The sequence below is a fragment of the Micromonospora jinlongensis genome (assembly GCF_013410645.1).
Classification (GTDB): Bacteria; Actinomycetota; Actinomycetes; order Mycobacteriales; family Micromonosporaceae; genus Micromonospora; species Micromonospora zamorensis.
Genome location: NZ_JACCHK010000001.1, coordinates 4820130 through 4846053, shown reverse-complemented (window position 1 = coordinate 4846053; position 25924 = coordinate 4820130). Strand labels below are relative to the sequence as shown.

General features: G+C 72.0%; 25 protein-coding genes and 1 pseudogene. 9 read left to right on the top strand and 17 right to left on the bottom strand.

Annotated features, from left to right (window positions below; translation table 11 throughout):
* Nucleotides 1-10: 10 nt before the first annotated feature.
* From HNR22_RS21660 to pdxH, 6 genes are all read right to left on the bottom strand, one after another.
* Nucleotides 11-1174 carry an acyl-CoA dehydrogenase family protein gene (locus HNR22_RS21660; protein WP_179781866.1) on the bottom strand — a complete coding sequence of 388 codons (1164 nt, stop codon included), beginning with the start codon at nucleotides 1172-1174 and terminating at the stop codon, nucleotides 11-13.
* Nucleotides 1175-1218: 44 nt separating this feature from the next.
* Nucleotides 1219-1524, bottom strand: a complete 306-nt coding sequence (locus HNR22_RS21655; protein WP_030329612.1) for a type II toxin-antitoxin system VapB family antitoxin — start codon at nucleotides 1522-1524, stop codon at nucleotides 1219-1221.
* Nucleotides 1525-1711: 187 nt separating this feature from the next.
* Nucleotides 1712-2314 carry a nitroreductase family protein gene (locus HNR22_RS21650; protein WP_179781865.1) on the bottom strand — a complete coding sequence of 201 codons (603 nt, stop codon included), beginning with the start codon at nucleotides 2312-2314 and terminating at the stop codon, nucleotides 1712-1714.
* Nucleotides 2314-3243, bottom strand: coding sequence for an aldose 1-epimerase family protein (locus HNR22_RS21645; RefSeq protein WP_141907684.1), 930 nt, complete (start codon nucleotides 3241-3243; stop codon nucleotides 2314-2316). The genes HNR22_RS21650 and HNR22_RS21645 overlap by 1 nt, the downstream gene beginning before the upstream one ends.
* An 18-nt stretch (nucleotides 3244-3261) precedes the next feature.
* Nucleotides 3262-4560 carry an MFS transporter gene (locus tag HNR22_RS21640; RefSeq protein ID WP_179781864.1) on the bottom strand — a complete coding sequence of 433 codons (1299 nt, stop codon included), beginning with the start codon at nucleotides 4558-4560 and terminating at the stop codon, nucleotides 3262-3264.
* Nucleotides 4557-5186 (bottom strand): pyridoxamine 5'-phosphate oxidase, encoded by a 630-nt coding sequence (gene pdxH, locus HNR22_RS21635; RefSeq protein WP_179783668.1) that lies wholly within the window; start codon nucleotides 5184-5186, stop codon nucleotides 4557-4559. The genes HNR22_RS21640 and pdxH overlap by 4 nt, the downstream gene beginning before the upstream one ends.
* A 279-nt stretch (nucleotides 5187-5465) precedes the next feature.
* Between pdxH and HNR22_RS21630 the strand changes: the two genes are divergently transcribed.
* From HNR22_RS21630 to sepH, 3 genes are all read left to right on the top strand, one after another.
* On the top strand, nucleotides 5466-6572 hold the full coding sequence (locus HNR22_RS21630; RefSeq protein ID WP_030329620.1) for a citrate synthase 2: 1107 nt from the start codon (nucleotides 5466-5468) through the stop codon (nucleotides 6570-6572).
* A gap of 206 nt (nucleotides 6573-6778) precedes the next feature.
* On the top strand, nucleotides 6779-7906 hold the full coding sequence (gene serC / locus HNR22_RS21625; protein WP_179781863.1) for a phosphoserine transaminase: 1128 nt from the start codon (nucleotides 6779-6781) through the stop codon (nucleotides 7904-7906).
* 185 nt (nucleotides 7907-8091) lie between these two features.
* A complete protein-coding gene (sepH, locus tag HNR22_RS21620; RefSeq protein ID WP_179781862.1) occupies nucleotides 8092-9171 on the top strand; it encodes a septation protein SepH in 1080 nt (359 codons plus the stop codon).
* A 55-nt stretch (nucleotides 9172-9226) separates the two neighbouring features.
* Here the strand turns inward: sepH and HNR22_RS21615 are convergent, their stop codons facing one another.
* Both HNR22_RS21615 and HNR22_RS21610 read right to left on the bottom strand, forming a co-directional pair.
* Complete coding sequence (locus HNR22_RS21615; RefSeq protein WP_179781861.1) at nucleotides 9227-10057, bottom strand: alpha/beta fold hydrolase; 831 nt, start codon at nucleotides 10055-10057, stop codon at nucleotides 9227-9229.
* A 37-nt stretch (nucleotides 10058-10094) separates the two neighbouring features.
* The gene (locus HNR22_RS21610; protein ID WP_179781860.1) at nucleotides 10095-10760 is read right to left on the bottom strand and encodes a DUF4097 family beta strand repeat-containing protein; all 666 of its coding nucleotides are present in this window, start codon (nucleotides 10758-10760) and stop codon (nucleotides 10095-10097) included.
* Nucleotides 10761-10998: 238 nt separating this feature from the next.
* On the opposite strand from HNR22_RS21610, the gene HNR22_RS21605 reads away from it, so the two are divergent.
* Nucleotides 10999-11760, top strand: a complete 762-nt coding sequence (locus HNR22_RS21605) for a helix-turn-helix domain-containing protein (protein WP_179781859.1) — start codon at nucleotides 10999-11001, stop codon at nucleotides 11758-11760.
* A 13-nt stretch (nucleotides 11761-11773) separates the two neighbouring features.
* On the opposite strand, the pseudogene thpR reads toward HNR22_RS21605, so the two are convergent.
* From thpR to HNR22_RS21580, 5 genes and pseudogenes are all read right to left on the bottom strand, one after another.
* Nucleotides 11774-12357, bottom strand: a pseudogene (gene thpR / locus HNR22_RS21600) (RNA 2',3'-cyclic phosphodiesterase).
* Between the two features lie 7 nt (nucleotides 12358-12364).
* Nucleotides 12365-12874, bottom strand: coding sequence for a hypothetical protein (locus tag HNR22_RS21595; protein ID WP_179781858.1), 510 nt, complete (start codon nucleotides 12872-12874; stop codon nucleotides 12365-12367).
* 161 nt (nucleotides 12875-13035) lie between these two features.
* Nucleotides 13036-14319 (bottom strand): MFS transporter, encoded by a 1284-nt coding sequence (locus tag HNR22_RS21590; protein WP_179781857.1) that lies wholly within the window; start codon nucleotides 14317-14319, stop codon nucleotides 13036-13038.
* A 73-nt stretch (nucleotides 14320-14392) separates the two neighbouring features.
* On the bottom strand, nucleotides 14393-14842 hold the full coding sequence (locus tag HNR22_RS21585; protein ID WP_172862146.1) for a MarR family winged helix-turn-helix transcriptional regulator: 450 nt from the start codon (nucleotides 14840-14842) through the stop codon (nucleotides 14393-14395).
* Between the two features lie 116 nt (nucleotides 14843-14958).
* Complete coding sequence (locus HNR22_RS21580) at nucleotides 14959-16437, bottom strand: NCS2 family permease (RefSeq protein ID WP_179783666.1); 1479 nt, start codon at nucleotides 16435-16437, stop codon at nucleotides 14959-14961.
* A gap of 88 nt (nucleotides 16438-16525) precedes the next feature.
* On the opposite strand from HNR22_RS21580, the gene HNR22_RS21575 reads away from it, so the two are divergent.
* The gene (locus HNR22_RS21575; protein WP_179781856.1) at nucleotides 16526-16771 is read left to right on the top strand and encodes a DUF2530 domain-containing protein; all 246 of its coding nucleotides are present in this window, start codon (nucleotides 16526-16528) and stop codon (nucleotides 16769-16771) included.
* A gap of 35 nt (nucleotides 16772-16806) precedes the next feature.
* Here HNR22_RS21575 and HNR22_RS21570 read toward each other — a convergent pair whose 3' ends face one another.
* On the bottom strand, nucleotides 16807-17628 hold the full coding sequence (locus HNR22_RS21570; RefSeq protein WP_179781855.1) for a DUF3027 domain-containing protein: 822 nt from the start codon (nucleotides 17626-17628) through the stop codon (nucleotides 16807-16809).
* 106 nt (nucleotides 17629-17734) lie between these two features.
* Here HNR22_RS21570 and HNR22_RS21565 point away from each other — a divergent pair, with 106 nt between their 5' ends.
* Nucleotides 17735-19336, top strand: coding sequence for an MFS transporter (locus HNR22_RS21565; protein ID WP_179781854.1), 1602 nt, complete (start codon nucleotides 17735-17737; stop codon nucleotides 19334-19336).
* Nucleotides 19333-19983: a futalosine hydrolase gene (locus HNR22_RS21560; RefSeq protein WP_179781853.1), complete on the top strand. Its 651-nt coding sequence runs from the start codon at nucleotides 19333-19335 to the stop codon at nucleotides 19981-19983. Before HNR22_RS21565 ends, HNR22_RS21560 begins: the two co-directional genes overlap by 4 nt.
* A gap of 1 nt (nucleotide 19984) precedes the next feature.
* Here HNR22_RS21560 and HNR22_RS21555 read toward each other — a convergent pair whose 3' ends face one another.
* Nucleotides 19985-20839 (bottom strand): helix-turn-helix domain-containing protein, encoded by an 855-nt coding sequence (locus tag HNR22_RS21555; RefSeq protein ID WP_179781852.1) that lies wholly within the window; start codon nucleotides 20837-20839, stop codon nucleotides 19985-19987.
* A gap of 629 nt (nucleotides 20840-21468) precedes the next feature.
* On the opposite strand from HNR22_RS21555, the gene HNR22_RS21550 reads away from it, so the two are divergent.
* Nucleotides 21469-22317 carry a 1,4-dihydroxy-6-naphtoate synthase gene (locus tag HNR22_RS21550; protein WP_179781851.1) on the top strand — a complete coding sequence of 283 codons (849 nt, stop codon included), beginning with the start codon at nucleotides 21469-21471 and terminating at the stop codon, nucleotides 22315-22317.
* On the opposite strand, the gene HNR22_RS21545 is transcribed toward HNR22_RS21550, so the two are convergent.
* Together HNR22_RS21545 and HNR22_RS21540 are read right to left on the bottom strand one after the other, a co-directional pair.
* Nucleotides 22278-22664 carry a cold-shock protein gene (locus tag HNR22_RS21545; RefSeq protein ID WP_088951221.1) on the bottom strand — a complete coding sequence of 129 codons (387 nt, stop codon included), beginning with the start codon at nucleotides 22662-22664 and terminating at the stop codon, nucleotides 22278-22280. The genes HNR22_RS21550 and HNR22_RS21545 overlap by 40 nt on opposite strands.
* A gap of 27 nt (nucleotides 22665-22691) precedes the next feature.
* Nucleotides 22692-23315: an HAD family hydrolase gene (locus HNR22_RS21540; protein WP_179781850.1), complete on the bottom strand. Its 624-nt coding sequence runs from the start codon at nucleotides 23313-23315 to the stop codon at nucleotides 22692-22694.
* Between the two features lie 84 nt (nucleotides 23316-23399).
* Between HNR22_RS21540 and HNR22_RS21535 the strand changes: the two genes are divergently transcribed.
* Complete coding sequence (locus HNR22_RS21535; RefSeq protein ID WP_179781849.1) at nucleotides 23400-25883, top strand: helicase-associated domain-containing protein; 2484 nt, start codon at nucleotides 23400-23402, stop codon at nucleotides 25881-25883.
* The last annotated feature ends 41 nt before the right edge of the window (nucleotides 25884-25924 follow it).

The window sequence follows — 25924 nt, the reverse complement described above, 5'->3', positions numbered from 1 at the left end:
CACGGGCAGGTCACGCGAACGCGGAGAGGCCGGTGAGCCGCTGCCCGACGACCAGCTGGTGGATCTCCGAGGTGCCCTCGTACGTCAGCACGCTCTCCAGGTTGTTGGCGTGCCGCATGATCGGGTATTCGCCGGAGACACCGTTGGCACCGAGGATGGTGCGGCACTGCCGGGCGATGGCCAGGGCCTCCCGCACGTTGTTCAGCTTGCCCACGCTGACCTGTTCGGGTCGCAGCCGGTGGGTGTCGGCGAGCCGGCCGAGGTGCAGCGCGAGCAGTTGCCCCTTCACCAGCTCGACGGCCATGTCGGCGAGTTTCGCCTGGGTGAGCTGGAAGCCGGCCAGCGGGCGACCGAACTGGGTGCGGGTGGTGGCGTACGCCAGCGTGGTTTCCAGGCAGTCACGGGCGGCGCCGACAGCGCCCCAGACGATGCCGTACCGGGCCTCGGTGAGACAGCTCAGCGGCGCCTTGAGCCCGGTCGCCTCGGGCAGTCGGGCGTCCGCCGGGAGCCGGACGTCGTCGAGCGCGATCTCGCCGGTCACCGACGCGCGCAGCGACATCTTGCGGCGGATCTCCCGGGCCGTGACACCGGGCGTGTCCATGGGTACGAGGAAACCCCGCACGCCCTCGTCGGTGCGCGCCCAGATCACCGCGGCGTCGGCGATCGGCGCGTTGGTGATCCACATCTTGGCGCCGGTGAGCACCCAGTCGTCGCCGTCGCGGCGGGCGCGGGTGGTCATCGAGGCGGGGTCGGAGCCGTGGTCCGGCTCGGTCAGGCCGAAGCAGCCGATCGCCTCGCCGGTGGCCATCGACGGCAGCCAGCGTTGCTTCTGCTCCTCGCTGCCGTAGCGCCAGATGGCGTACATGGCGAGCGAGCCCTGCACCGAGACGAGCGAGCGGAGGCCGGAGTCGCCGGCCTCCAGCTCCTGACAGGCCAGGCCGTACGCGACGGCAGAGGCGCCAGCGCAGCCGTAGCCGGTGAGGTGCATGCCGAGCAGGCCGAGCTTGCCGAACTCCCGGGCCAGTTCGCGGGCCGGCACCTGGCCCTGTTCGTACCAGTCGGCGACGTGCGGGCGCACCCGGTCGTCGACGAGTTGGCGGACGACGTCGCGGATCTGTCGCTCTTCGTCGGTGAGCGACGGGTCCAGATCGAGCAGGTCCAGCACAGCGGTCATGGACGCCACCCTAACGAAGGTTCAGCGAGCGACAGAAGGGCTCGTCACTCGATCGGCTCGGAGAGCACCAGCACCCGGGCGTGGATCTGGTTGCGCTGCTGCAGGGCGGCGCGTAACGCCCGGTGCAGCCCGTCCTCAAGGTAGAGCCCGCCGTTCCACTGCACGACGTGCGGGAAGAGGTCACCGTAGAAGGTGGAGTCCTCGGCGAGCAGCTTGTCGAGCGCCAACTCCCGCTTGGTGGTGATCATCTGGTCCAGGCGCAGTGGCCGGGGCGGAATCTCCGCCCACTGCTTGAGCGTCAGATTGTGCTCCGGATAGGGACGCCCGTCCCGGACCGCTCTGAAGATCACGACGGCACGCTCCCCTCCCCGTGGCCGGGCCGACCGACGGCGCCGAGCCGGGCCGCGGCGGGCACCGCGCGGCGCGGCACCGATGACCGTGCCAGCCTAGCCGCCCAGCGCACGACGCGTTTCGCTCCCTGATGTCAGTTTCGCTACCGGTCGTCCGATCCTCAAGCGGACAAACGGGACGGGCTGCTCAACTCCACCGGCCGCGCCGCACCACCTCGTCCATCGGACGACGCCCCCGGCGCAGCGACGGTGACCGATGGTCTGGCGCCCGGTAACCGATTGTGACGGCACCGACGGGTTGGTACTCCTCCGGCACGCCGAACGCGTCGCGGTAGGTGGCGAGTTGCTGCGGCGGAATGCCGAAGAAACAGGCCCCCAGCCCCTCGTCCACGGCGGTGAGCAACATCAGCAGCGCCGCGAAGCCGGTGTCCACGTGCCAGTACGGCACCGGCCAACGATCGGTGGAACGGTCCGTCCACCCCTTGTCCGGCTCCGCGTACCGCCGCAGGTAGGCCGACTCGTTGGCGTGCGGCACCACGATCAGCGGTGCCCGGCGCATCCCGGCCAGCCAACGCTCCCGCCCACCGCCGTCCGGTGTGGTGGCCGCCCAGAACCGCTCCCGGTCGGCCGGCTCCTCCAGGACCAGGAAACCCCAGCCCTGAGCGAACCCGGCCGACGGTGCGCGGACCGCGTGGTCGAGCAGCCGGTCCACCACGTCGGGCGGGACGGGGCGGTCCGGGTCGTAGTTGCGCACCATCCGCCGACGCCGGACGACCTCGGCGAACTCCATCAGGCCCCGGGCCGGATGCCCCAGGCACCCCGCCAGGTTGTAGCAGGCTTGAGCGTGAGCACGTCCCGGCCCGAGCGGAACGCGTCCGGCGGGCAGGTCATCGGCTCGATCGCCACCGAGCGGCGGTGCCGGTCACCGGTGAGCGCGTCCCCGGTGAAAACCTGCCACCAGCCGAACTCCGCGTCCGCCCAGATGCTCACCCCCGCCGAACCGTCCGGCGCGGACAGGCTCACCGACGAGCCGCCGTCAGCGTCGCGGATCACCTCGCCGAAGCAGAGATCCAGCTCGGCGGCGCCGATCCGGCGCGGGCTGGTCCAGTCGTACTCGGTCCCGGCCACCGGGGTCGCGCCGACCGGCAGCAGCCGACCGTCCACCAGCAGCCGGGTACGGGTCGGAAGCCGCATGACCAGGTCGTCGACCGCGACGCCGGGCAGTTGCAGGTACGGGTGCACGGAGAAGCCGAAGGGCGCGGCCTCCCCGCCGATGTTGGTCACCTCGTGCTCGGCGCGCAGCCCGTCCGCGCCGACGCTCCACCGGCTGAGCAGCCGCAACGGCCACGGGTAGCCGGGCTGCGGCGGCAGGTCGTAGCCGAGGGTCACCGCGGCCTCCGACTGCTCCAGCAGACGCCACGGCACCCAGTTGACCAGCCCGTGGATGGCCACGTGCCGCTCCGGCTCGGTCAGCGGGAGCTGGAGCGCCCGCTCCCCGAACGCGTAGCGGCCGTCGCGGATCCGGTTCGGCCAGGGTGCCAGCACCTGCCCGGCGCAGCCGGGGCACACCTCGTCGGTCTGGTACCCGTCGACCAGGTCGACACCGTCGTGCCGGTACGTCCGGAGCCCACCGCCCACCTCCACGATGACGGCCTCGTGACCGGCGGCGGAGATGGTCCACTGGGCGCCGGAGAAGGGGCGCTGATCGGGGCTTTCCATGCCGGCGACCCTAACCGGTCAGGCTCGGTCGTTGCTCGACGCGGTAGTGGCCCGGTAGCGCAGCAGTGCCGGGAACGCCACCGCGAGCACGACCACGAGCACCGCCGAGGCGAGCCCGCCGGCCACCCAGGCCACCCCGCCGCCGAACCCGGCGGCCATGGTGCCGGCCCGGAGGTCGCCCAGGCGTGGGCCACCCGCCACCACGACCGTGTTGACGCCCTGGAGCCGGCCGCGCATGCGGTCCGGTGCGTAGACCAGCAGCATCGACTGGCGCAGCACCGCGCTGATCAGGTCGGCGGCGCCGGCGACGGCGAGCAGCGCGACCATCAGCCAGAGCTGCTGGGCCAACCCGGCCGCGGCGATCGCCAGGCCCCAGCCGACCACCGCGAGCACCAGGCCGAGCCCCTGCCGACGGAGCCGGCCGATCCAGCCGGAGGTCAGCCCACCGATCATCGAGCCGATCGCGATGGCGCTGTAGAGCAGCCCGACCGCCCCACCACCGCCGAACCGCTCGTGGGCGATCTCCGGGAAGAGCGCCCGCGGCATGGCGAGGATCATCGCGATCAGGTCCACCCCGAAGGACAGCAGGAGTACGGGTGTGGTGGCCAGGTAGCGGAATCCGTCGACGACACTGGCCAGGCCGGCTCGTCGGGCCTGACCGTCGGCGCTCGGCTCGGGCGGCAGCGAGGGCAGGCGCAGCGCCGCCCAGAGCATCGCGGTGAACAGCACCGCGTCCACTCCGTACGCGATCGGCAGGACCACTGTGGTGTCCGGCGACGCGGCGAGGATCAGGCCCGCGGCCAGCGGGCCGGCCACCGAGGCGGCGGTGAAGGTCGTGTAGTTCAGGGTGGTGGCGGCCGGGACGAGGTCGTCCGGGACCAGTCGGGGCAGCATGGCGCTGCGAGCCGGCGAGCTGATCGCGAACGCCACCGACTGCAACGCCATCAGCGCCAACAGGAGCACCGGGCTGCCCACGTTCAGCAGCGCCTGGACCAGCAGCCCGAGGGTTGATGCCCAGAGCAACAATGAGCCGCCGAGCAGCACCGCACGGCGGTCGCGGGCGTCGGCGACCGCGCCGCCCCAGAGCCCGAAGACCAGCAACGGTACGAAGGCCGCCACGCCCAGCAAGCCGACCCAGAGGGAGTCCCTGGTCAGGGCGTACATCTCCACCGGCACCGCGACGGCCGTGAACTGGAAGCCGAACATCGCCACGGTGTTGCCGAGCCAGAGCCGTCGGTACGCCGGCACGCGCAGCGGGCGTACGTCGAGAGCCCAGCGGCGCGCTCCGCGCGGCCGAGCCTCCTGCACACCTGTCACGGCGCCAACCGCTCGACGATCCAGCCGCCCTCATCGAGGCGACGGAAGCGGAGCCGATCGTGCAACCGGCCGGCCCGGCCCTGCCAGAACTCCACCGACTCGGGGTGGACCCGCAACCCGCCCCAGTGCGACGGCGTCGGGATCACGTCCTCGTCGGCGAACCGCTCGGTCACCTCCCGGTAGCTCTCCTCCAGCTCCGCCCGGCCCGACACCACCTGCGACTGCGGGCTGGCCCAGGCGCCCAGCTGGGAGCCGCGCGGCCGGCTGGTGAAGTACGCCTCGCTCGTCGCGCGGTCGACGGGCTCGATCCGCCCGGCGACCACCACCTGGCGCTGCATGGGAAACCACGGAAAGACCAGGCTGGCGTACGGGTTGGCGGAAGCCTCGACGCCCTTGCGCGACAGGTGGTTGGTGAAGAAGACGAACCCCTCGGGGTCGTACCCCTTCAACAGCACCGTCCGACCGCTCGGCCGACCGGCCGGGTCCGCGGTGCCCACCACCATCGCGTTCGGTTCGGGTAGCCCGAAGGCCACCGCGTCGGCGAACCAGCTGTCGAACTGGGTGTGCCAGTCGGCGGCCAGGTCAGCCTCGGTCAGGCCCAGGTCCGCGGCGTACTCGTTACGCATCGCAGCCGGGGCGGGTGTGTCACCCGTCACGTGCCCACTCCTTCTCGGCGGCCCCGCCAGCGCCCTCCCGCGCTGGCCAGCACGCACTGCCCAGTCTCACCGAGTGGAGCGGAGAATGCGCGTCCGGGGATGTCGCGTGCAGCACAGTCGCAGCGGGTCGCGTATCCCTTACTCAGCAGGCAAGATGTGGCGAACACATCCCTGAGGGTCGCCTAAGGCGCCCGGCCGACCGGGCCGGATGAGCTGTTCGGGCGCACCGACCAGATCCAGGAGAGCGACATGGCCGATTTCAAACCCGGGCTGGAGGGCGTCGTTGCCTTCGAGACCGAGATCGCCGAACCTGACCGTGAGGGCGGCGCGCTGCGCTATCGCGGGGTCGACATCGAGGATCTGATCGGGCAGGTGTCGTTCGGAAACGTCTGGGCGCTGCTGGTGGACGGCCGCTTCGGGCCGGGCCTGCCGCCGGCGGAGCCGTTCCCGGTGCCGGTGCACTCCGGCGACATCCGCGTCGACGTGCAGTCCGCGGTCGCCATGCTGGCCCCGTACTGGGGGCTCAACCAACTGCTGGACATCTCCGACGAGCAGGCCCGCGAAGATCTCGCCCGGGTGTCGGTGACCGCGCTCTCCTTCGTCGCCCAGTCCGCCCGGGGCCTCGGCCTGCCGGCGGTGCCGCAGAAGGAGATCGACAAGGCGCAGACCATCGTCGAGCGGTTCATGAAGCGTTGGCGTGGCGAGCCCGACCCGCGCCACGTCAAGGCCGTCGACGCGTACTTCATCTCGGCCGCCGAGCACGGCCTGAACGCGTCCACCTTCACCGCCCGCATCGTTGCCTCCACCGGGGCGGACGCGGCGGCCTGCATCTCCTCCGGCATCGGCGCCCTGTCCGGCCCGCTGCACGGCGGCGCACCGTCCCGGGTGCTCAGCATGCTGGAGGCGGTGGAGCGCAGCGGCGACGCCGAGGGTTACGTCAAGGGCGTCCTCGATCGCGGTGAGCGGTTGATGGGCTTCGGCCACCGCGTCTACCGCGCCGAGGACCCGCGCGCCCGCGTGCTGCGGCGCACGGCCAAGGAGCTGGGCGCGCCGCGCTTCGAGATCGCCGAGGCACTGGAGAAGGCCGCCCTCGCCGAGTTGCAGGCCCGCCGCCCGGACCGGGTGCTGGCCACCAACGTCGAGTTCTGGTCGGCCGTGGTGCTGGACTTCGCCGAGGTGCCGGCGCACATGTTCACCTCGATGTTCACCTGCGCGCGGATGGGCGGTTGGAGCGCCCACATCCTGGAGCAGAAGCGCCTTCAGCGGCTGGTGCGCCCGTCCGCCCGCTACGTCGGCCCGGAGACCCGCAAGCCGTCCGACGTCGAGGGCTGGGCCGCCATCCCGCACGGCGTCTGAGTGACACGTTGGGGCCCTTTCTCGACGCCTGTCGTCGAGGAGGGGCCCCTTTCGTTCCTCTGGGCGCGCTGAAGACGCCGGGGTGTGGCGAAGGCCTCAGACCTGCCCTCGGGGGCCCGGCTTCCACCGATGGGTCCGGGTGCGAGGATGAGGGCCGGCAGTGTCGCCGGGCCCGCCCTCGCCCTTGCGGAAGGATCTTCAAGACCGTGGCTGACGCACCGACCATCCGGATTCCCGATGACATCAAGCCCGCCGACGGACGTTTCGGCTGTGGCCCGTCCAAGGTCCGCCCAGCGGCGGTGTCCGCCCTTGCCGAGGTCGCGACGAGCTACCTGGGCACCTCGCACCGGCAGAAGACGGTCCGCGACCAGGTGGCGCGGCTGCGCTCCGGCATCGCCGATTTCTTCTCGCTGCCCGAGGGTTACGAGGTCGTGATCGGCAACGGTGGCACCACCGCGTTCTGGGAGGTCGCCACCTTCGGCCTGATTCGTGACCGCGCCCAGTTCGCCAGCTTCGGCGAGTTCGGCGCCAAGTTCGCCAAGTCGGTCAAGGACGCGCCGTTCCTGGGCGAGCCGACCGTCCGCAAGGCCGACGCGGGCAGCGCGCCGACGCTGGTCGCCGAGTCCGGCGTGGACGCGTACGCGACGCCGCAGAACGAGACCTCGACCGGTGTGGCGGTCCCGATCAGCCGGGTGGCCGGCGCGGACGAGGGCGCGTTGCTGCTGGTCGACGCGACCTCCGGCGCGGGTGGCCTGGAGGTCAACGTCGGCGAGACCGACGTCTACTACTTCGCCCCGCAGAAGTGCTTCGGCTCCGACGGCGGCCTCTGGCTGGCCCTGATGTCACCGGCCGCCCTGGACCGGGCCGCCGAGATCAAGGCGTCCGGGCGCTACATCCCCGCCTTCCTCGACCTGGTCACCGCGATCGACAACTCGCGGCTGGAGCAGACCTACAACACTCCGGCGCTGGCCACCATCTTCCTGGCCGCCGAGCAGACCGACTGGATGAACGCGCAGGGTGGCCTGGCCTGGGCGGCCAAGCGCACCGCCGAGAGCGCCGCCACGGTGTACGGCTGGGCGGAGCGTTCCAGCGTGGCCTCCCCGTTCGTCGGTGACCCGGCACTGCGCTCCAACGTGGTCGCCACGATCGACTTCGCCGACGAGGTGGACGCCACCGCGATCGCGAAGGCGCTGCGCGCCAACGGCATCGTGGACACCGAGCCGTACCGCAAGCTCGGCCGCAACCAGCTCCGGGTGGCGCTGTTCCCGGCTGTCGAGCCGGCCGACGTCGAGGCGCTGACCGCGTCCATCGACTACGTGGTCGAGCGGCTCTGACGTTCGTCACGGTCGGTGTCGGTAGAGGCCTCCACCGACACCGACCGTGATCATTGCCGCAGCTCAGTCACGACATGCGGGGTGTCGCTTCCCCCACCCCGAGACAGATGCGCGTACGGTGGTCCGAGACGCCTGGGTGGCCGACTCGTGGCGTGCGGCCAGCGAAGCGGGACGGAGGCAACGCTATGCGCCCAGTACGCTTCGTCGCCCTCTCCGAGGACGGCCATGCTCTGGTTCTCGCCGACGAGGTCGGGCGGTTGCTCGCCCTGCCCATCGACGAACGGATCTCCGGCGCGCTGCACGCGGAGCCCGGTTCGCCGCCGCTCGCGGCGGCGCCGACCGCAGCTGATCCGATTCCCTCACTGTCCCCTCGGGACATCCAGGCCCGCATCCGCTCCGGCGAGTCCGCCGAGGATGTCGCCCGGATCGCCGGCGTGCCGGTCGACCGGGTGTTGCGATATGCCGGCCCGGTCCTCCAGGAGCGGGCGATGCTCGCGCAGCACGCCCGCCGCACCCGCCTCAAGGGAGCGGAGAAGCCCACCCCGCTCGCCGAGGTGGTCAACGGTCGGCTGAGCCAGCACGGCATCGACACCGAGAAGATCTCCTGGGACGCATACCGGCGTGATGACGGCACCTGGCGGATCATCGCCACCTGGCCGTCCGGCAAGGCCACCGCGCAGGCCATCTGGGATCTCGACAAGACCCGGCAGTCGGTCGCCCCGCACGACGACATGGCGCAGTATCTGTGCGCCGAGCGGCCCACGCCGATCCTCGGTCAGGAGCCCGCACCGGAGCGGGGCGGGCATGCCCTGCCCGGTCCGTCGCGCGGTGAGCCGAGCCGAGGTGGGCACGGGTTGCCGGCGGCGTCCGAGCACCCGCGTCCCGGTCGGGATCCGATCCGCGCTGGCCGCGATGCGCTGCTCGCCTCACTGGACCGCCCGCTCGGCGCCTCGTCGGGCCGTGGTCTGGAACCGCGTACCCCGGCTGCTCTGGCCGGCTCGGACGCGCCCCGCCAGCGGCCGGTCGGCGGGGGTGCCGCCGCGTTGCTCGGCGGCGGCCAGGGGTCGGCCTTCGACGACGACTCGGACGCGCCCAAGGAGGTGCCGGCCGTGCCGTCGCTGGCGGTGCTCCGGCCCCGCCGGACGGGCGCTGCGGCAGCCGCCGCCGGCGAGTCCACCGATGCGAACGGTAAGCCCCGCAAGCGGCTGCCGAGCTGGGACGACGTGCTCTTCGGCAGCGGTCCGGCCGCACGCGAGTCCTCCTGACGCTTCGCGTTGGCGGGTGGCGGTTCGCCACCCGCCGACGCGAAACACGTGAGCCTCATCGACGGTCTTCGGCGTCCCCACGGTCGAGGCCGGCGACTTGGCGTACGGCCTCGGCGACGGCCGGGAAGTCCTTCTTGAGGATCGCACCGTGGTTGCTGGCGACCTTCGCCCCGATCTGGATGTGCGGGTTCCGGGCGGTCACCGCGTCGAGGCTGGCGCGGATCTGTTCCTGCTCGTCACCGCGGCTCCCCAGGGACGTCCCGGAGGCGACCACGTACCGCACCGGCACGGTGATGGTGTCCAGCACGGGGCCCAGCTCGCGCTCGCGGGAGAGCCTGCCGAGCTCGATGTTGCTGTCGGCCATCTGGTCGGCGTTCATCCGAGGGGTCAGACCGGTCGGACGCAGCAGCGGCATGAAGAGGTTCATCCGTCGGAACATCTTGCGGATCCGCTGCGCCATGGCCTCGTCGAGCCAGTCGTGCGGGAACGCGCCGTCGACCAGGACCGCGCCCACGGCACGCTCCGGGTTGCGGCTGGCCCAGTGCGCCCCGACAACCGCTCCGTAGGACCAGCCCACCACGAGCGCGCGGTGCACCCCCCGGGCGGCGAGGACGGCATCGACATCCCGGACGACCGCCTCGAAGGAGTAGTCCGCTGAGCGCTTCGACTTCCTGCCGCGAGCCCGCTCGTCGTAGGTGATGTGCCGCCACCCGGTGCCCAGTTCGGCGATGACCCGCCGCCAGTACCCCTGGGTGGCGAACTGGCCGTTGAGGTAGACCACGGGAACCCCGGGACCGCCGGTGTCGGTAACGGCCAGGGCCGTGTCGTCGACCGGCACCATGCCGGTCCAGGACGAACTCGTCGCGGAAGCGTTGTTCATTGGCATGTCTGCACTCCTGGTCGCGTCGGGGTTTCGGTCGGGATCAGAGGCTGCGGGCGGTGATGTCGCCGTGGGAGGTGGTGGCGCGGATGTCGAGTGCGGTGGTGCCGTCGTTCCTGAGGGCGTTGCTGACCCGGCCGTGGCCGGTGCCGGCGTCCAGCGCGGCCGACACGCCTGCGGCGGCGCCGACCGAGATGTCGCCGGACTGAGTGGTCAGCACGACGGTGCCGTGCACGGCTTCGGCGATCCGGATGTCGCCCCTCGCCGTCCTGATCTCCGCGGGGCCGGTGAGCCGGCCGACCTCCACGTCGCCGTCGATCGCGGTGAGGCGCACGCTCGCCGCCTCGTCGATCTTGATCTGGCGGTACGCGCCGTCGAAGGTGACGTCGCCGAGACGCCCGACACCACGCAGCTCGGCGCTGGCGGCCTTGGCGTCGACGCGGGATTCGGCAGGCAACCGGACGGTGACCTGCACGGATCCGGAGGAACCGACGAGCGGGTTGCCGGGTGTCGCGGCCGTGATCCGCAGGACGCCGTCGGCGTACGCGACGGTGGTCTGCTCGGCGGCCCTGGTGTCGCGGCTCTTAAAGGGGTCGGTCGGCAGCACCTCGACCGTCGTGTCGGCGCGGTCCGCGGCGATGACCTGGATGCGCCCGGCGGGGATGTTCAGGATGGCGGAGATGGGGGCGGGGGTGTCGAACGTCTTCATCATGCTCTCCCGTGTTCGTACAGCGTTTCTGATACAGGAAACGCTACGTTGCTTTCCACAGAGCGGCAATGCGTCCGTTGCACCGACGTGACGTTTTCCCAGTTGAACCCTCTGGTTTCGTTGCAACGAGCCAGAAGATAACGCAACGGCCGCCATCGGCTGTGTTGCAATGAATCAGAAGTGAACGCTATGGTGGAGGCGCTACGGGCCGCCACGAAGGATCACCAGGGAGACCGCGATGCCGGGAGGCAGACTCACCCAGCAGGAGCGCCAGCAGATCGCGCTGGGGCTGGTCGACGACCTCCCCTACGCGGAGATCGCCCGACGACTCGACCGTCCCACCTCGACGATCACCCGCGAGGTGATGCGCAATGGCGGCCCGCTGGCCTACCGCGCGGACCTGGCCCACCGCGCCACCGAACGCCGCGCCCACCGACGCAGGTCGGCCTCCTCCCGCACGACGGAGTCAGTCCCCCAGCCCCACGGCCGTGACGCCGAGGCCGTGGCCGCGTACGAGGAAACGTTCACCACCGTCCTCATGGCGTCGGGTCTGAGCAAGATGGCGGCCCGTGTGTTGACCTGCCTGTTCACCACCGACTCGGGCAGCCTCACCGCGTCCGAGCTCGCTGGGCGCCTCCAGGTCAGCCCGGCGTCCATCTCCAAGGCGATCACCTTCCTGGAGGGTCAGAGCCTGGTCCGCCGCGAACGCGACGAACGCCGCCGTGAGCGCTACGTCGTCGATGACGAGCTCTTCTACCAGGCCACGATCGCCAGCGCCCGGGCCAACGACCAGCTCGTCGAGACCGCACGGCAGGGCGTCGCCCTCCTCGGCTCGCACACCCCGGCCGCCGCCCGCCTGGAGAACATCGCCCGCTTCCTCGACTTCATCAGCGAGAGCATCATCCGCTCCGCCGAACAGGCCCGCGAGGTTCTCCACAGCAGACCCAAGGCGGCCACTGCCGAGCCCGGTCCGGACCAGGATCAGCCGGGGTCGCCCTGAGGAGGGTGCCGGGTCAGAGCGGCCAGGCGGCGAGCCGGTCGTAGCGCGATGGTCGCGAGTCGAGGTGGCTGCGTATCAGCAGCAGCTCGGTCGCCGGCCACTCCGGTCCCTGGTAGTCGTCCAGGTCGGTCTGGTCCGCCTCGATGTCAGCCAGGTCCATCCGATCGCCCGGCCGGGCCACGGTCAGGTGCGGGCGGAACGGCCTGGCGTCGTCGCACGGCAGCCGGGCCTGCCGCAACCGCGACCGGACCAGCCCGGCGAGCACGTGCAGTGCCTCGACCTCGCCTCGCAGGCCCACCCAGAGCACAGTGGACCGCCCCTGACCGAACCGACCACCGCCACCGAGGCTGCACCGGGGCAGGGCGTTCCGGCCGTCGCGGAACCACTCGGCAGCCAGCCCGAGCGCGCTCTCCACCTCGACCAGCCGGGCCGCCTCGACGTCGCCGAGGAAGGCCACTGTGACGTGCAGATGGGCCGGATCGGCGAGCCGGACGTTGATGCCGGCGGCAGCCGCTGCGGAGACCGTAGTCGCGCGACCTGCCCGCCGAGGTGGTCGACCGACTCGGGGGGCGGGTAGACCGCGACGAAGAGCCGCAACCGTCGCTCAGCGGTGCCGTTGCCGGTGCCCGGCCCGAGCCGCCGGCAGGGTCAGCCCGGCGGCGTGCAGCACACCCTCCACCCGGACCCGCTCGATCTCCTGGTCGACGCCCTCCAACTCACGAAGATGCTCGGTGATGCCGAGGGCACGGCAGGCGAGGCGAAGCCGGTCGTCGTACGCCTGGAGCAGCGCGCCGTGCCAGACCATCGAACGGCCGGTGCCGCCGAGCCGCTGACCGCCGAGGCGGCGCAGGTCGGCGGCGAGTTGCTCCAGGGGCCGACGGTCGGTGCGGTCGAACTGGCTGAGGTCGATGTCCCGGGTCAGCGCGTCGGCCTCGATGGCCCGGTCGAGGCGCGCGATCGTCCGTTTCTCCCGCCGGCGATCACGCCACTCGGACCAGCCGCAGACCACCCGGTCGAGGATCTCGTCATAGCAGAAGAGCAGGGCGAGTGCCGCCGGAAGACTGGCCACGGCGAGGAACGCCAGGGCCAGCATCAGCGCGCGTCCGACTCCCACGTATCGACGCTAAGCCCCATCGTGCCGCCCCGCCAGCGGTTTGCCCGCATCCGCGTCATCCGCTCAAGAGGGCGCGTGCGGCTCGGACCCCGGTTCCGGGCGGTGCCCGAAAGGGCCCCTTGTCATGCGAAGTCCGATGACGAGGGGCCCTTCCGGACAGCTCAGCAGTCGGTGGACGTGACGTAGAAGCGGGGCATCGGCAGCACCCGGAAGCGCAGCCGGGCACCGGAGCGGCGCAGCTGCCAGGTGAGGGCGATCAACGCGGCGGCCAGCGAGATCAGCCCGCCCATCCAGATGCTGGCACCGGCACCGAAGTGCTCCGCGACCCAGCCGATCAGCGGCGCGCCGACCGGGTTGGTGCCCAGGAAGACCAGCACCCACAGCGCCATCACCCGGCCCCGGAAGGCCGCGTCCACGCCCAACTGGACCCGCTGGTTGGCGGCCTGGGCGAAGAAGACCATGAAGAAGCCGGTCGGCACCAGCAGTGCCACGACCAGCCAGTACGTCGAGGCGAGACCGACCAGAGTGCCGAAGCTGGCGCAGGCGATCGCCGCGCCGAGCACCAGCCAGACCGACGGCCGGCTCCGCCGACCGGTGCCGCTGAGCGCGCCGCCGAGCGCGCCCACGGCCAGCGCCGTACTGAACAGGCCGAAGGAGGCAGCGCCGGTGTGGAAGACCGTCTTCGCCAGCGCGGCCAGGGTGAGCTGGAAGTTGAACAGCGACATGCCGATCACCGACATGACCGCCATCGGTAGCAGCAGGTCGGGGCGGCGCGACACGTACCGCAGCCCGTCGATGACCCGTGCGGACGCCCGCTCGTCGCGCGGCAGCAGGGCGTCGCGGTGCAGGTCCGCCGTACGCATCCGGACCACGTTGACCAGGGGCGCGACGGAGCTGAGGGCGGTGAAGAGGAAGACCGGGCCCACGTCGAAGGCGGCGATCGCCAGGCCGGCGACGGCCGGGCCGACGATCCGCGCCGAGTTGAACACGGCGGCGTTCAGCGACAAGGCGTTGGGCAGCAGCGGCGTGCCGACGAGTTCGGAGACGAACGCCTGACGGACCGGGGTCTCCACGGCGTTGGCCGTGCCGAGCAGTGCGGCGAAGGCGAAGACGTGCCAGAGCTGCACCAGATCGGTGAGCACCAGCACGGACATGCCGAGCGCCAGCACGGTCCAGAACGCGTTGGCGACGAAGAGCAGCACCCGCTTGTCGTACCGGTCGGCAAGCCGGCCGGAGAGCAGGGTGAGCAGGAGCACCGGGGTGAACTGACAGGCGGTGACCACGCCGAGCGCGGTGGCCGAGTTGTTGGAGAGCTCAAGGACGAGCCAGTCCTGGGCAATGAACATCATCCAGACGCCGATCAACTTGATCAGCTGTCCGGATGCGAAGAGGCGGTAGTTACGGACCTGCAGGGACTGGAACATCGTGCTCAACTTGGCCTGCACTCTTCGTGCGCCTCCTTAAGGACGTACGCGTCATCGACAGGTGACGGCACGGACCCGGTGGCGCGGGCGCGGCTCAGGCGCGAGCGAGCTGCTGAAGAATCTGGGCAGCCCTCTGCAGGGTCTCCCGTTCGTCCTCGTCGAGGGCGGCCAGCCGGTGGGCCAGCCACTCGTCGCGGGCCCGCTCGAACTGGTCGAGCACGGCCTGCCCTCCTTCGGTCGCCGCGAGGATGACCTGCCGGCCGTCGGTCGGGTGGGGTGTCCGCCGCACGAGGCCGCGGTCCTCCAACTTCCCGACGATCTTGGTCATCGTCGGCGGCTGCACCCGCTCCACGTCGGCCAGTTCCCTGGGCGTCAGCGCGCCGGCCAGCCGCAGGCTGGTGAGCGCGGAAACCTGGGTGACCGTGAGGTCGCCGACCGGTCGGGCCTGGCGGACCCGCCGGTTGAGTCGGGTGATCGCATCACGCAACTGGGGAGCCAGTTGCGCCGGTGGCACGCGTTCCGCCGTCACCGTCCGCTCCATCACGTTAGTTAGCTTAACTAATGAGCCTGGCTAACGACATCCGTTATGACCAGGCTCACGAGGACGTTGGTGCTGTTCCGGGCGGGGAATCCCGTTCGACTCCCCGCCCGGAACGCACGTCAGAGCACCAGGGACTCGATCGGCCCGCGCAGGAAGTACAGCACGAACAGCACGGCCACCCCGTACAGCAACGGGTGGACCTCCCGGGCCTTACCCCGGGCCAGCTTCACCACCACGAAGGTGATCAGGCCAGCGCCGATCCCGTTCGAGATCGAATAGGTGAACGGCATCAGCACGATGGTGAGGAACGCCGGGATGGCGATCTCGTAGTCGGACCAGTCGATCGTCCGCACCGCTGTCATCATCAGGAAACCGACCACCACCAGGGCCGTCGAGGCCGCCTCGAACGGCACGATCACCACCAACGGCGCCAGGAACATCGCCAGCAGGAAGAGCACGCCGGTGACCAGGCTGGCCACGCCGGTCCGGGCACCCTCCCCGACACCGGCGGCACTCTCGATGTACGACGTGTTGCTGGAGGTGCTGGCCGCGCCACCAGCCGCCGCGGCGATCGAGTCGACCAGCAGGATCTCCTTGGCCCGGGGCGGGGTGCCCTGCTCGTCGAGCAGGCCGCCCTCCTGGCCGACCGCCACCATCGTGCCCATGGTGTCGAAGAAGTCCGTGATCAGCAGCGTGAAGACGAACATCAGCACGACCAGCCAACCTGCCCGGCCCCACGAGTCGAGCACGTTGAACTTGCCGAGCAGCGACAGGTCCGGCAGGTCCACCACCGTCTTCGGCAGCTCCGGCACGTTCAGCGACCAACCCTTGGGGTTGGGCTGACCGTTGACGAACGACGGGCCGATGTTGCCGATCGCCTCCACGATCACCGCCAGCACGGTCGAGGCGAGGATGCCGATCAGGATCGCGCCCCGTACCCGGCGGGCCACCAGCACCAGCGTGATCAGCAGACCCACCACGAAGACCAGCATCGGCCAGCTCACCAGCTTGCCGCCGATGCCCAGACCGACCGGGACGGTGGTGTTGGCGGCGTCCGGGATCCGTCGGACGAAACCGGCGTCCACGAGACCGATGATGGTCAGGAACAGACCGATCCCGACCCCGATCGCGGTCTTCATCTGGGTCGGCACCGCGCGGAACACCGCGGTCCGCAGACCGGTCAACACCAGCACGGCGATGATCACACCCTCGATCACCACCAGGCCCATGGCGTCGGCCCAGGTCATCTCGGGGGCGATCTCGTACGCCACCAGCGCGTTGACACCCAGACCGGCGGCGAGCGCCAGCGGGAACCGGCCCACCACGCCCATCAGGATGGTCATCAAACCGGCGACCAGCGCGGTCCCGGCAGCCAGCGCGGGAATAGGAAGGGTCTTGCCGTCACCGTCGACGGCACCACCCAGGATCAGCGGGTTGAGCACCACGATGTACGCCATCGTGAAGAAGGTCGCCAGGCCACCGCGTACCTCGCGGCTCATCGTCGAGCCCCGGGCGGAAATCTCGAAGAACCGGTCGAATCCGTTACGCGGGTGAGCGGGGTCGGGAGGGGTGCCGTTCTCGGGCGGCGCTACTGCCATCAGGTCCTCGCAGGTGATCTTCCGGTTGTCGCGCGCATCGTCCCAGATCACCGACGGGCAGGGGAAGTAGGTCGCGTACGCTTGCCGAATGCCGAACGAGCAGCCACCGCGGCCCGCACCACTGGACCCGCCGATGGTGCCGTTCGCCCTCGCCGGGCTGGCCGCCTGGGCGGTTGCCGGGCTGGTCCTGCTGATCTTCTTCCGGGGTTGGCTGACCGACCACGGTCACCAGAACTGGCTCTGGACCTGCCTCGCCGGGTTCCTGTGGGGCTTCCCGGGCCTCGCCGTGATGATGCGGCATGACGCCAACCGACGACGCCGCCGCGCGCGCTGACCCGGCCACGCACCGGGCCACCCCGGTGCGAACGATCAGGAGTGCCCGTACGGCTCCGCCGGCTCGGCGGCTTCCACCGAACCCGGGGCGCGGCTGACCGACATGGCCTCCACCGCGCTGTCGTCGTACACCGTGGGTAGCTCTTCGACAGCGGTCTCGGCCGCCTCGATCAGCGTCTCGGAGTGGGCGCCGCAACCGTGGTCGGCGCTCACCACCCGGCCGTCGTCGGGGGCGTAGAAGTTGCCGCACGCCCCGAATGCCTGCCGCATCGCACCGGCCAGCGGCAGGTAGAAACCGCAGGTGCCACAGCGGGCGGCGGCCGGCGCGGCAGCGGAGATGGGCGCGGCGGGACCATGGTCGCCGTCATACCAGCGCTGCGCCGCCTCCATGCGGCCCTCGCGGGAGAGCACGCGCGCCCGACCGAGGCCCAGCTCCCACGCCGTCTCCTCCACCGCCGGGTCGTCGGAGAGCAGGTAGCCGGGGACCAGGCGGTCGTCATCCGGTGAGGTCGGCAGCAGATCGCCCGGACCCAGGTCGCCCGGCTTGAGCCGCTCCTGCCAGGGCAGCCAGCCGGGCGCGAGCAGCGCGTCGGAACCGGGCAGCAACACCGTCTCGCAGATGGTCACGGTCTTGCTGCGTGACACCCGGGTGACGGTGACCGCCCACCGCCAACCCCGGTAGCCGGCGAGGAGGCATTCGAAGTAGTGGGTGACCAGCCGTTCACCCTCGGCCACAACCTGCAGGTGATCGCCGACATCGTCGGCGTCGACCTCGGTGATGCCAGCGCGGGCCACCTCGACGGCGGCGGCGCAGACCTGGTCGAGACGGGCGGCACGGGTGGAGACAGGCCTGGTCACCTAACCATTGTTCCCTATGCGCCTCGCAGGGGTGACAGGGACTCCCGGGGAACCTTTCCCCGCAGTGGTGCGGCGTACCCGGATCAGATGGGCGAGGATGGTGGACATGCCGTCGTACTCCCGCTCCGGGCGATCCGTCCTCGGGCGGACCGTCGGCACCGGCATTCGCGCCGTTCGTCTGCTGCTGCGTGGTTCGCTGGGCAGCGGCCGCTGGGTGACCCGCCGGGCCGGCAGCGCCCGGGCCCGGGGCGCCGGTGGCGAGGTCGGCATGGTCCGCCTGTTCGACCTGCACGCGCTCTCCTGCGCCGGCGACACCCTGATCGCCATCGGCCTGGCCGGCACGATCTTCTTCAACGTGCCGCTGGGCGAGGCCCGCAGCAAGGTCGCCCTCTACCTGCTGGTGACCATGGTGCCGTTCGCCATGCTCGCCCCCGTGGTGGGCCCGCTGCTGGACCACTTCCGGCACGGCCGTCGGTACGCGCTGGCCGCGACGATGCTGGGCCGCGCCTTCCTGGCCTGGTTGATCTCCGACTACATCCACGGCTTCGGGCTCTATCCGGCCGCGTTCGGGGTCCTCGCGCTGTCCCGGGCGTACGGCGTGGCCCGGTCCGCGGCCGTGCCCCGGTTGTTGCCGGAGGGGCTCGGCCTGTCCCAGGTGGGTGCCCGGGCCAGCGTCTACGGCACGGTCGCGGGTGCGCTGGTCGCGCCGATCGGGTTGGCCGCGTTCTGGTTCGGGCCGCAGTGGCCGTTGCGCGTCGCGTCGGTGATCTTCCTGGTCGGCATGGTGATCTCCCTGCGTCTGCCGCCGAAGGCCGATTCGGAACCACCGGAGCGGGTCCCCCGGCCGCTGCGCGCGTTGGGCCGCCGGCGGGGCGATCGGCCGCTGGGCCGAGGTCGACCCGCCGGCCGTTTGGTGATCGCGTCGCTGATCGGTGCCGCCACACTCCGCGCGGTGTACGGCTTCCTGCTGCTCTTCCTCGCCTTCGCGATCAAGAAGGGCGACCTGACAACTGTCGCTTTCGGGCGGGATCTGGGCGCCGAGTGGGCGTTGGGTCTGGTCGGCGGGGCGCTCGCGGTCGGCACCTTCCTGGCCACCGCCATCGGCACCCGGCTGCGCATCCACCGGCCGACCGCCATCCAGTCCAGCAGCATGATCATCGTGGCCGGGGTGGCGGTGCTCGCCGTCATCCAGTTCTCGCTGGTGATGGTCGCCCTGCTCTGCCTGGTCGCCGCGCTGGTCAGCGGGATTTCGAAGCTGGCCGTGGACGCCTCGATCCAGGAGCGCATCCCGGAGCGGCTGCGCGCGAGTTCCTTCGCCCATTCGGAGACGGTGCTGATGCTCGCCTTCGTCGCCGGTGGAGGGTTGGGGCTGGTCCCGTTCGACGGTCGGATGGGCATCGCCGTGGCCGCCGGGGTGGGCGTCCTGGCCGCGATCCGGGGTGTGCTGGTGGCCGCCCGGCTGCGCGGCGAGAAGCTGGCCGGCCGGCCGCTCGGCGACGACGAGCTGACCGAGGACGAGCCGGCCGACGAGCCCGGGGATGTCGCGCCCACGTCGCCGGCACCGGCCCAGGCCAGCTCTCCGCAGTACGACGATCCCAGTCTGGCCCCTCCGGGCTACCACATCTACCGCCCGTCCTCAGCGGTCGGCGGCCCGGGTGGCGGGGCGGACGACGAGACTCGCCGCGAGTCCCCCGGCTCAGTCTCGTGACCGGTCTGCTGGTGGTGACCGCCGTACCAGCCGAGGCGGAAGCCGTCCGCGCCGGTCTCACCGACCCCACCGTGACCGTCACCCCCGTTGGCGTGGGCCCGGCCGTCGCCGGTGCCGCCACCGCCCGGCTGCTGGCGCTGGCCGAGGCCGCCGGCCGCCCGTACCGTGCCGTGGTCAGCGCCGGCGTGGCCGGCGGCTTCACCGGGCGGGCCGAGGTCGGCGACACCGTGCTCGGCACCGCCAGCATCGCCGCCGATCTGGGTGCCGAGTCACCGGACGGTTTCATCCCCGTCGCCGAGTTGGGCATGCCGCCCGCGATGCTGGGTGTCGGCGGCGTGGTGCCGACCGACCCGAGTCTGCTGGCGGCACTGCGGGCCGCCCTCCCGACGGCCACGACCGGGCCGGTGCTCACCGTCAGCACGGTCACCGGCACCGCCGCCAGCACCGAGGAGCTGCGCCGGAGGCATCCGGAGGCGGTCGCCGAGGCCATGGAGGGGTACGGGGTGGCGGTCGCCGCCGCCCAGGCCGGGGTGCCCTTCGCCGAGCTGCGCACCATCTCGAACCCCATCGGCCCCCGCGACAGGGACGCCTGGCGGCTGCGCGAGGCCCTCACCGCCCTGACCGCGGCGGCCCCGGCGCTGCGCTGAACTACGGCCCCGTAGGACGGACTTCGAGGGTGAGCGCCGACGGCCGGCCTGCCTGTAGCTCAAACCCGCAGGCGAGCAAAAAGACGACGTTGCCACCGTCGGCTATCGCGTGGACGGTCCGGATGTCAGCGACTGCCATCTCGCTGGCCAGCAGCTCGATCAGCTGACGCGCGATGCCCAGGGTCCGGAGGCCGGGCGCAACGACGACGCCCTCCAACACCAGCTCACGTCGGTCGCCCCAATCCTCGGCGCGGAGGAGGTCCAGGCTTCGTTCATGGGCCCTCAACTCACCGACCGGCCCGGCCCCGGGCAGCTCGGCGAGAAAGCGCCACGACGTGGCTGGCAGCCCTTCGAACGCGCGCCGAAAGCGCACCCGGGCCCGCGCCTGGTTCCGCACCCGCCGCTGGTCGCGTCGCGCTCGATCGAGGTCGTAGGTCAGCTCCGGGACGCGTACCGGCCACAACCGCTGCGGGAGCGTGTAGGAGTGCACCCACCAGGCGCCGGGCCAGTCCCTCAGGGTCAGGACTCGACGGACGTCGAGGTGCGCTGGGTAGCGGCGACCGGCCTCGTCCCGCAACTCGTCCCACAGCTCGTGGTCGGGCGCCTGCGGTGACTCGTCAACCGCCGCGGAGGAGGGGGCGTCGGGGAGTTTGAGCACGAGCTCACCGCCGGCCGCGCGGACCAGCCGCTCGACCGTGCGGAACGCTGGCCCGGCACCCTGCCCCGCCTCGATGCGAGCCAACGTGCTCTTCGGGATCCCCGACTGCTCGGCCAGCTCGCGCTGGCTCAGGTCGGCACGTCGACGAAGATCCCGCAGGGTTGCCCCCACGTCGATCGCACCCTTGTCGGCAGCCACCCGTCCATGGTTTTCCGCTCAGCTCGCGCCGTCAACAGCATCCGCCCACCTGTGGATAACCCTGTGGACAGCGTCTCTGCCGCTGTGTACATCCCTTCGTCAGTGCCTGTAGAGCTGCCCCGTGAGTGGGGCAAGCGTGAGTGGGGCAAGAGGGTGCACCGTGCCGGGACGGCCCAGCCCGGCCCAGCCCGGCACGGTCCAGCCCGGCTCAACCCAGCCCAGCCCAGCCCGGCTCAACCCAGCCCAGCCCCGGCTCAACCCAGCCCGGCCCGGCCCGGCCCGGCCCGGCCCGGCCACAGCACGGCACGGCACGGCACGGCACGGCCACAGCACGGCACGGCCGGCGTGGCACGGCCACAGCACCTTGCGGACGCCGGCGCGCCCCACAGACGGGGCAGCTCTACAGGGAGCAGAGGTGACACCGAGCCCGACGACGGCTCGCGGACAATCGGCCGCCGGGGACAGGCGGCGGCCGGGGACAGGCGGCGGCCGGGGACAGGCGCCGGCCCGGGGCCTGGCGGCAGCCCGGGGCCTGGCGGCGACTCGCAGACAGGCGGCGAGTGCCCGGCAGATCACAGGCGCCGGACCGCGGCGACCGCGTGGCGAGGGCCGGGGCTAACGTGAGGGACGTGGCGCTCTCTCTGGCGATCTCGCCCTGCCCCAACGACACGTTCGTCTTCCACGCGCTCGTGCACGGGCGGGTGCCCGGCGCGCCGCCGGTCGAGGTGACGTATGCCGACGTGGACGTCACCAACACGGCGGCCGAGCGGGGCGCCTTCGACCTGGTGAAGGTGAGTTTCGCGGCGCTGCCCTGGCTGCTCGACGACTACCACCTGCTGCCCTGCGGTGGCGCGCTCGGTCGTGGCTGCGGCCCGCTGGTCCTTACCCGGGGCGATCGCGACGGCGGGCCGGACCGCACCGACCTGACCGGCGCCACGGTGGCGGTGCCGGGTGACCGGACCACCGCGTACCTGTTGTTCCGGCTCTGGTCGGCCGGACGACCGCCGGCCCGGATCGAGGTGGTTCCGTTCCACGAGATCATGCCGGGCGTCGCGGCTGGCCGCTATGACGCTGGGCTGGTCATCCACGAGGCCCGGTTCACCTACCACAGGCACGGCCTCAGCGCGCTGGTCGACCTCGGTGAGTGGTGGGAGGCCGACACTGGCCTGCCCATTCCGCTCGGCGCGATCCTGGCCCGCCGCGGCGCGGTGGACCCGGAGGCCGCGGCCGGCTGGGTCCGCGAGTCCGTCCGGCAGGCCTGGGCGGACCCGGCGGCCAGCCGGGAGTACGTGCTGGCGCACGCCCAGGAAATGGAACTCGACGTGGTGGACCGGCACATCGGCCTCTACGTCAACGAGTTCACCGCGGACCTGGGCGAGGCTGGTTTCGCCGCGGTGGCGGCACTGCTCGACCGGGCCGCCACCGCCGGGCTGGTGCCTCAGACCTCCAGCTCGTTCGCCACCGCGTGGACCAGCTGAGCGATCTTCTGCGCGGTCTTCTTGTCCGGGTACCGGCCCCGACGCAGGTCCGGCTGGACCTTCGCCTCGAGCAGCTTGATCATGTCCTCGACGAGGCCGTGCAGTTCCTCGGCCGGTCGACGGCGCAACTCTGCCATCGACGGCGGCGCGTCCAGCAGTTTGACTCCCATGGCCTGTGCGCCCCGGCGGCTGTCCACCACGCTGAAGTCGACCCGCTGGCCACCCTTGAGGTCGGTGACACCCGCCGGCAGCGCCGCCTTGGACAGGAACACGTCGCCGCCCTCGTCACTCGTGACGAAGCCGTATCCCTTGGCCGTGTCGTACCACTTCACTCGACCCGTAGGCACCTGAAAACCCCTGCTTCACTTGAGCCGCTACTGCTCCAAGGCTAGCTGGATCATGTCGTCGAGCGCCGCCGGGAATTCGGTGAGGTCGTTCAACACGACTTCCGCGCCTGCCGCGCGCAGCTCGTCCGGAGAGCACGGGCCGGTCGCCACGCCGATCCCCGGCACCCCGGCCACCCCCGCCGCCACCATGTCCGCCACATGGTCGCCGACGTAGTGGGTCGCGTCGTGCTCCCGCAGGGCGGTCGCCTTCTGCTCGGCGAACAGGTCACCGGCCAACTCGTCGACGGTGAGACCGAGGTGGTCCAGGTGCAGCCGGGCCAGCCGGCCCATCTTCGCTGTGACGACCAGCACACGGCCGCCCCGGGCCCGGATGGCGTCGATGGCCTCCCGCGCACCCGGCAGCGGGACCGTCGGGGTGATCGCGTACGCCGGGTACAGCTCGCGGTACGCGCGGACGGCCGACTCGACCTCTCCCGGCGGGAACCAGTGCGCCAGCTCGGTGCGCAGCGGCGGCCCGAGCCGGGACACCGCCAGGTCGGCGTCCACCGGCACGCCCGTCCGCGCGGTCAGCGCCTCGAAGGTCGCGGCGATGCCGGGGCGGGAGTCGACCAGGGTCATGTCGAGATCGAATCCGACGGTCAGTGCGGGCATGCCGAGAAACGTACCCGGCGACACCTGCCCAGCCGAACGTCCGAGGGGCGCGGAAGCCCGGTGCCGGGCTAGCGTGGAAAGACGATGACCACCTCACTCGCCGACCACCTGCGGTCGCTGCCCGACGAGTCACTGGCCGCGCTCCTCCAGCTGCGGCCGGACCTCGTCGTGCCCGTGCCAGCCGACGTCTCCGCCCTGGCCATCCGGGCCCAGTCCCGGGTCTCGGTGGCTCGTGCGCTGGACGGGCTGGACCAGTTCACCCTCCAGATCCTCGACGCCGCCCGCCTCACCCGGAACCCGGACGACGGCACCACGGCCACCGACACCGTGCTCGCCATGGCGACCGCAGGGCCGCAACCGCCGGCCCCGACCGCCGTCCGGGCCGCCGTGGGCCGGCTGCGCGCGCTCTTCCTGCTGTACGGCCCGGAGCACGCCCTGCAGGTGGTGCCAGCCGTCGACGAAGTCGCCCCGTACCCCGCCGGGCTCGGCCGACCGGCCGCGGAGCTGGACCCGCGCACGGCCGCGCTCTGCGCGGACCCGGCGAAGCTGCGGCGGACGCTGCTCGCCGCCCCGCCCTCGGCCCGGGCGATCCTGGACCGGTTGGCGGCCGGCCCGCCGGTGGGCAGCGTGCCCCCGGGCGCGTTGCAGGCACCGCCGCTGGGGGCGGAGGACCCGGTGCTCTCCGACCCGACCAACGGTGGTGCTCCGGCCGGCTCCCCGGTGCGGTGGCTCGTCGACAACCGGCTACTGGTCTCCGTGACGACCGGGTCGTCGACGGCCGCCGGCACTGTGGAGCTGCCCCGCGAGGTCGGTCTGCTGCTGCGCCGTGACAGCGGCCCTCTCGGGCCACTGCGCACCAGCCCACCGCCGGTGGCCGCCGCGCCCCGCGAGCCGAAGGCGGTCGACTCGGCCGGCGCCGGGCAGACGATGGAGGTGGTCCGGCACACCGAAGGGCTGCTGGATCAACTCGCCGACGAGCCCGCGCCGGTGCTGCGCTCCGGTGGCATCGGCGTACGGGACCTGCGGCGGCTGGCGCGTACCGCCGGGCTGGACGAGCCGACGACCGCGCTGCTGCTGGAGGTGGCGTACGCGGCGGGGCTGGCCGGCGAGCTGGAGATACCGGGGGCGACCACCAGCCGGTACGGGGCGGATCAGCAGGTGCTGCCGACCGGCGGGTACGAGGTGTGGCGGGCCGCCTCCCTGGCCCAGCGGTGGGAGCAGTTGGCCCGAGCCTGGCTGACCATGACCCGGCAGGTGGGGTTGGTCGGCCGCCGGGACGACCGGGACCGCCCGATCACCGCCCTCTCCGCGGAGGCCGAACGGGCGGGTGTGCCGGCCACCCGGCGGGCGGTGCTCGGCGTGCTCGCCGATCTGGAACCGGCGACCGCGCCCGCGCCCGAGGAGGTGCAGGACCTGCTCGACTGGCGGGCGCCGCGCCGCAGCCGGGGCCGGGACGCCGCCCACCGGGAGGTGCTGGCCGAGGCCGCGCAGTTGGGCGTCACCGGGCTGGGGGCGCTCACCTCGTACGGTCGGCTGCTGCTGGGTGACCTGACGTCGACCGACGAGCGGGGCGGCGACCCGCTGGGCGTGCACGCGGACGTCGAGAGCGGTGACCCGTCCGATGTCGCCCGGGCGTTGGACGCACTGCTGCCCGCCCCGGTCGACCACTTCCTGGTGCAGGCCGACCTGACCGTTGTGGTGCCCGGCCCGCCCGAGCCGGCGCTCGGCATCGAGTTGGAGGCGATGACGGAGCTTGAGTCTGCCGGCGGGGCCAGCGTCCATCGGGTCACCACGGCCAGCGTCCGGCGGGCACTCGACTCCGGCTACACGGCCGACGACCTGCACGACGTGTTCCGGCGACGATCGCGTACTCCGATTCCGCAGGGCCTCACCTACCTGGTGGACGACGTGGCCCGAAAGCACGGTGGGCTGCGGGTCGGCCTGGCCGGGGCGTACCTGCGCAGCGACGACGAGACGCTGATCAGCGAGGTGCTGGCGGACCGGCGGCTGGAGTCGCTGGCGCTGCGCCGGCTCGCGCCGACGGTGCTGTGCACGCAGTACCAGGTCGGTCGCCTGCTGGGTGCGCTGCGCGACGCCGGGTACGCCCCGGTGCAGGAGGACGGCACCGGCAGCACCGTGCTGACCCGGCCGCGAATCCGACGGGCCCCGCCTCGGGTTTCGGTGACCACCCGGACACTCGATCCGTTGGCCGCCCCGAAGCTGCCCATGCCCCGGCTGCTCGGGGTGGTGGAGCACATCCGGCGCGGTGACGCGGCGGCGCGGGCGGCCCGACGGGCACCGGCGGTGGTGCGCGGCGGTGCGGCAGGGCTGGGCGGTGGCCCGGTGCCGGCGCACACGCACAGCGAAGCCCTGGCGGTGCTCCAGCAGGCGGTACGGGACAAGGCGCTGGTCTGGGTCGGTTACGTCGACGCGCACGGGGCGACCGCGTCCCGCCTGGTCAAGCCGGTCTCGATCGGTGCTGGCTATCTGCGCGCCGAGGACGAACGGACCGAGATGCTGCACACGTTCGCGCTGCACCGGGTCACCGCGGCGGTGCTGGCGGACTGATCGGCTCGGGTCGGACCGGCCGACGGCGCGACGCGGGCGCT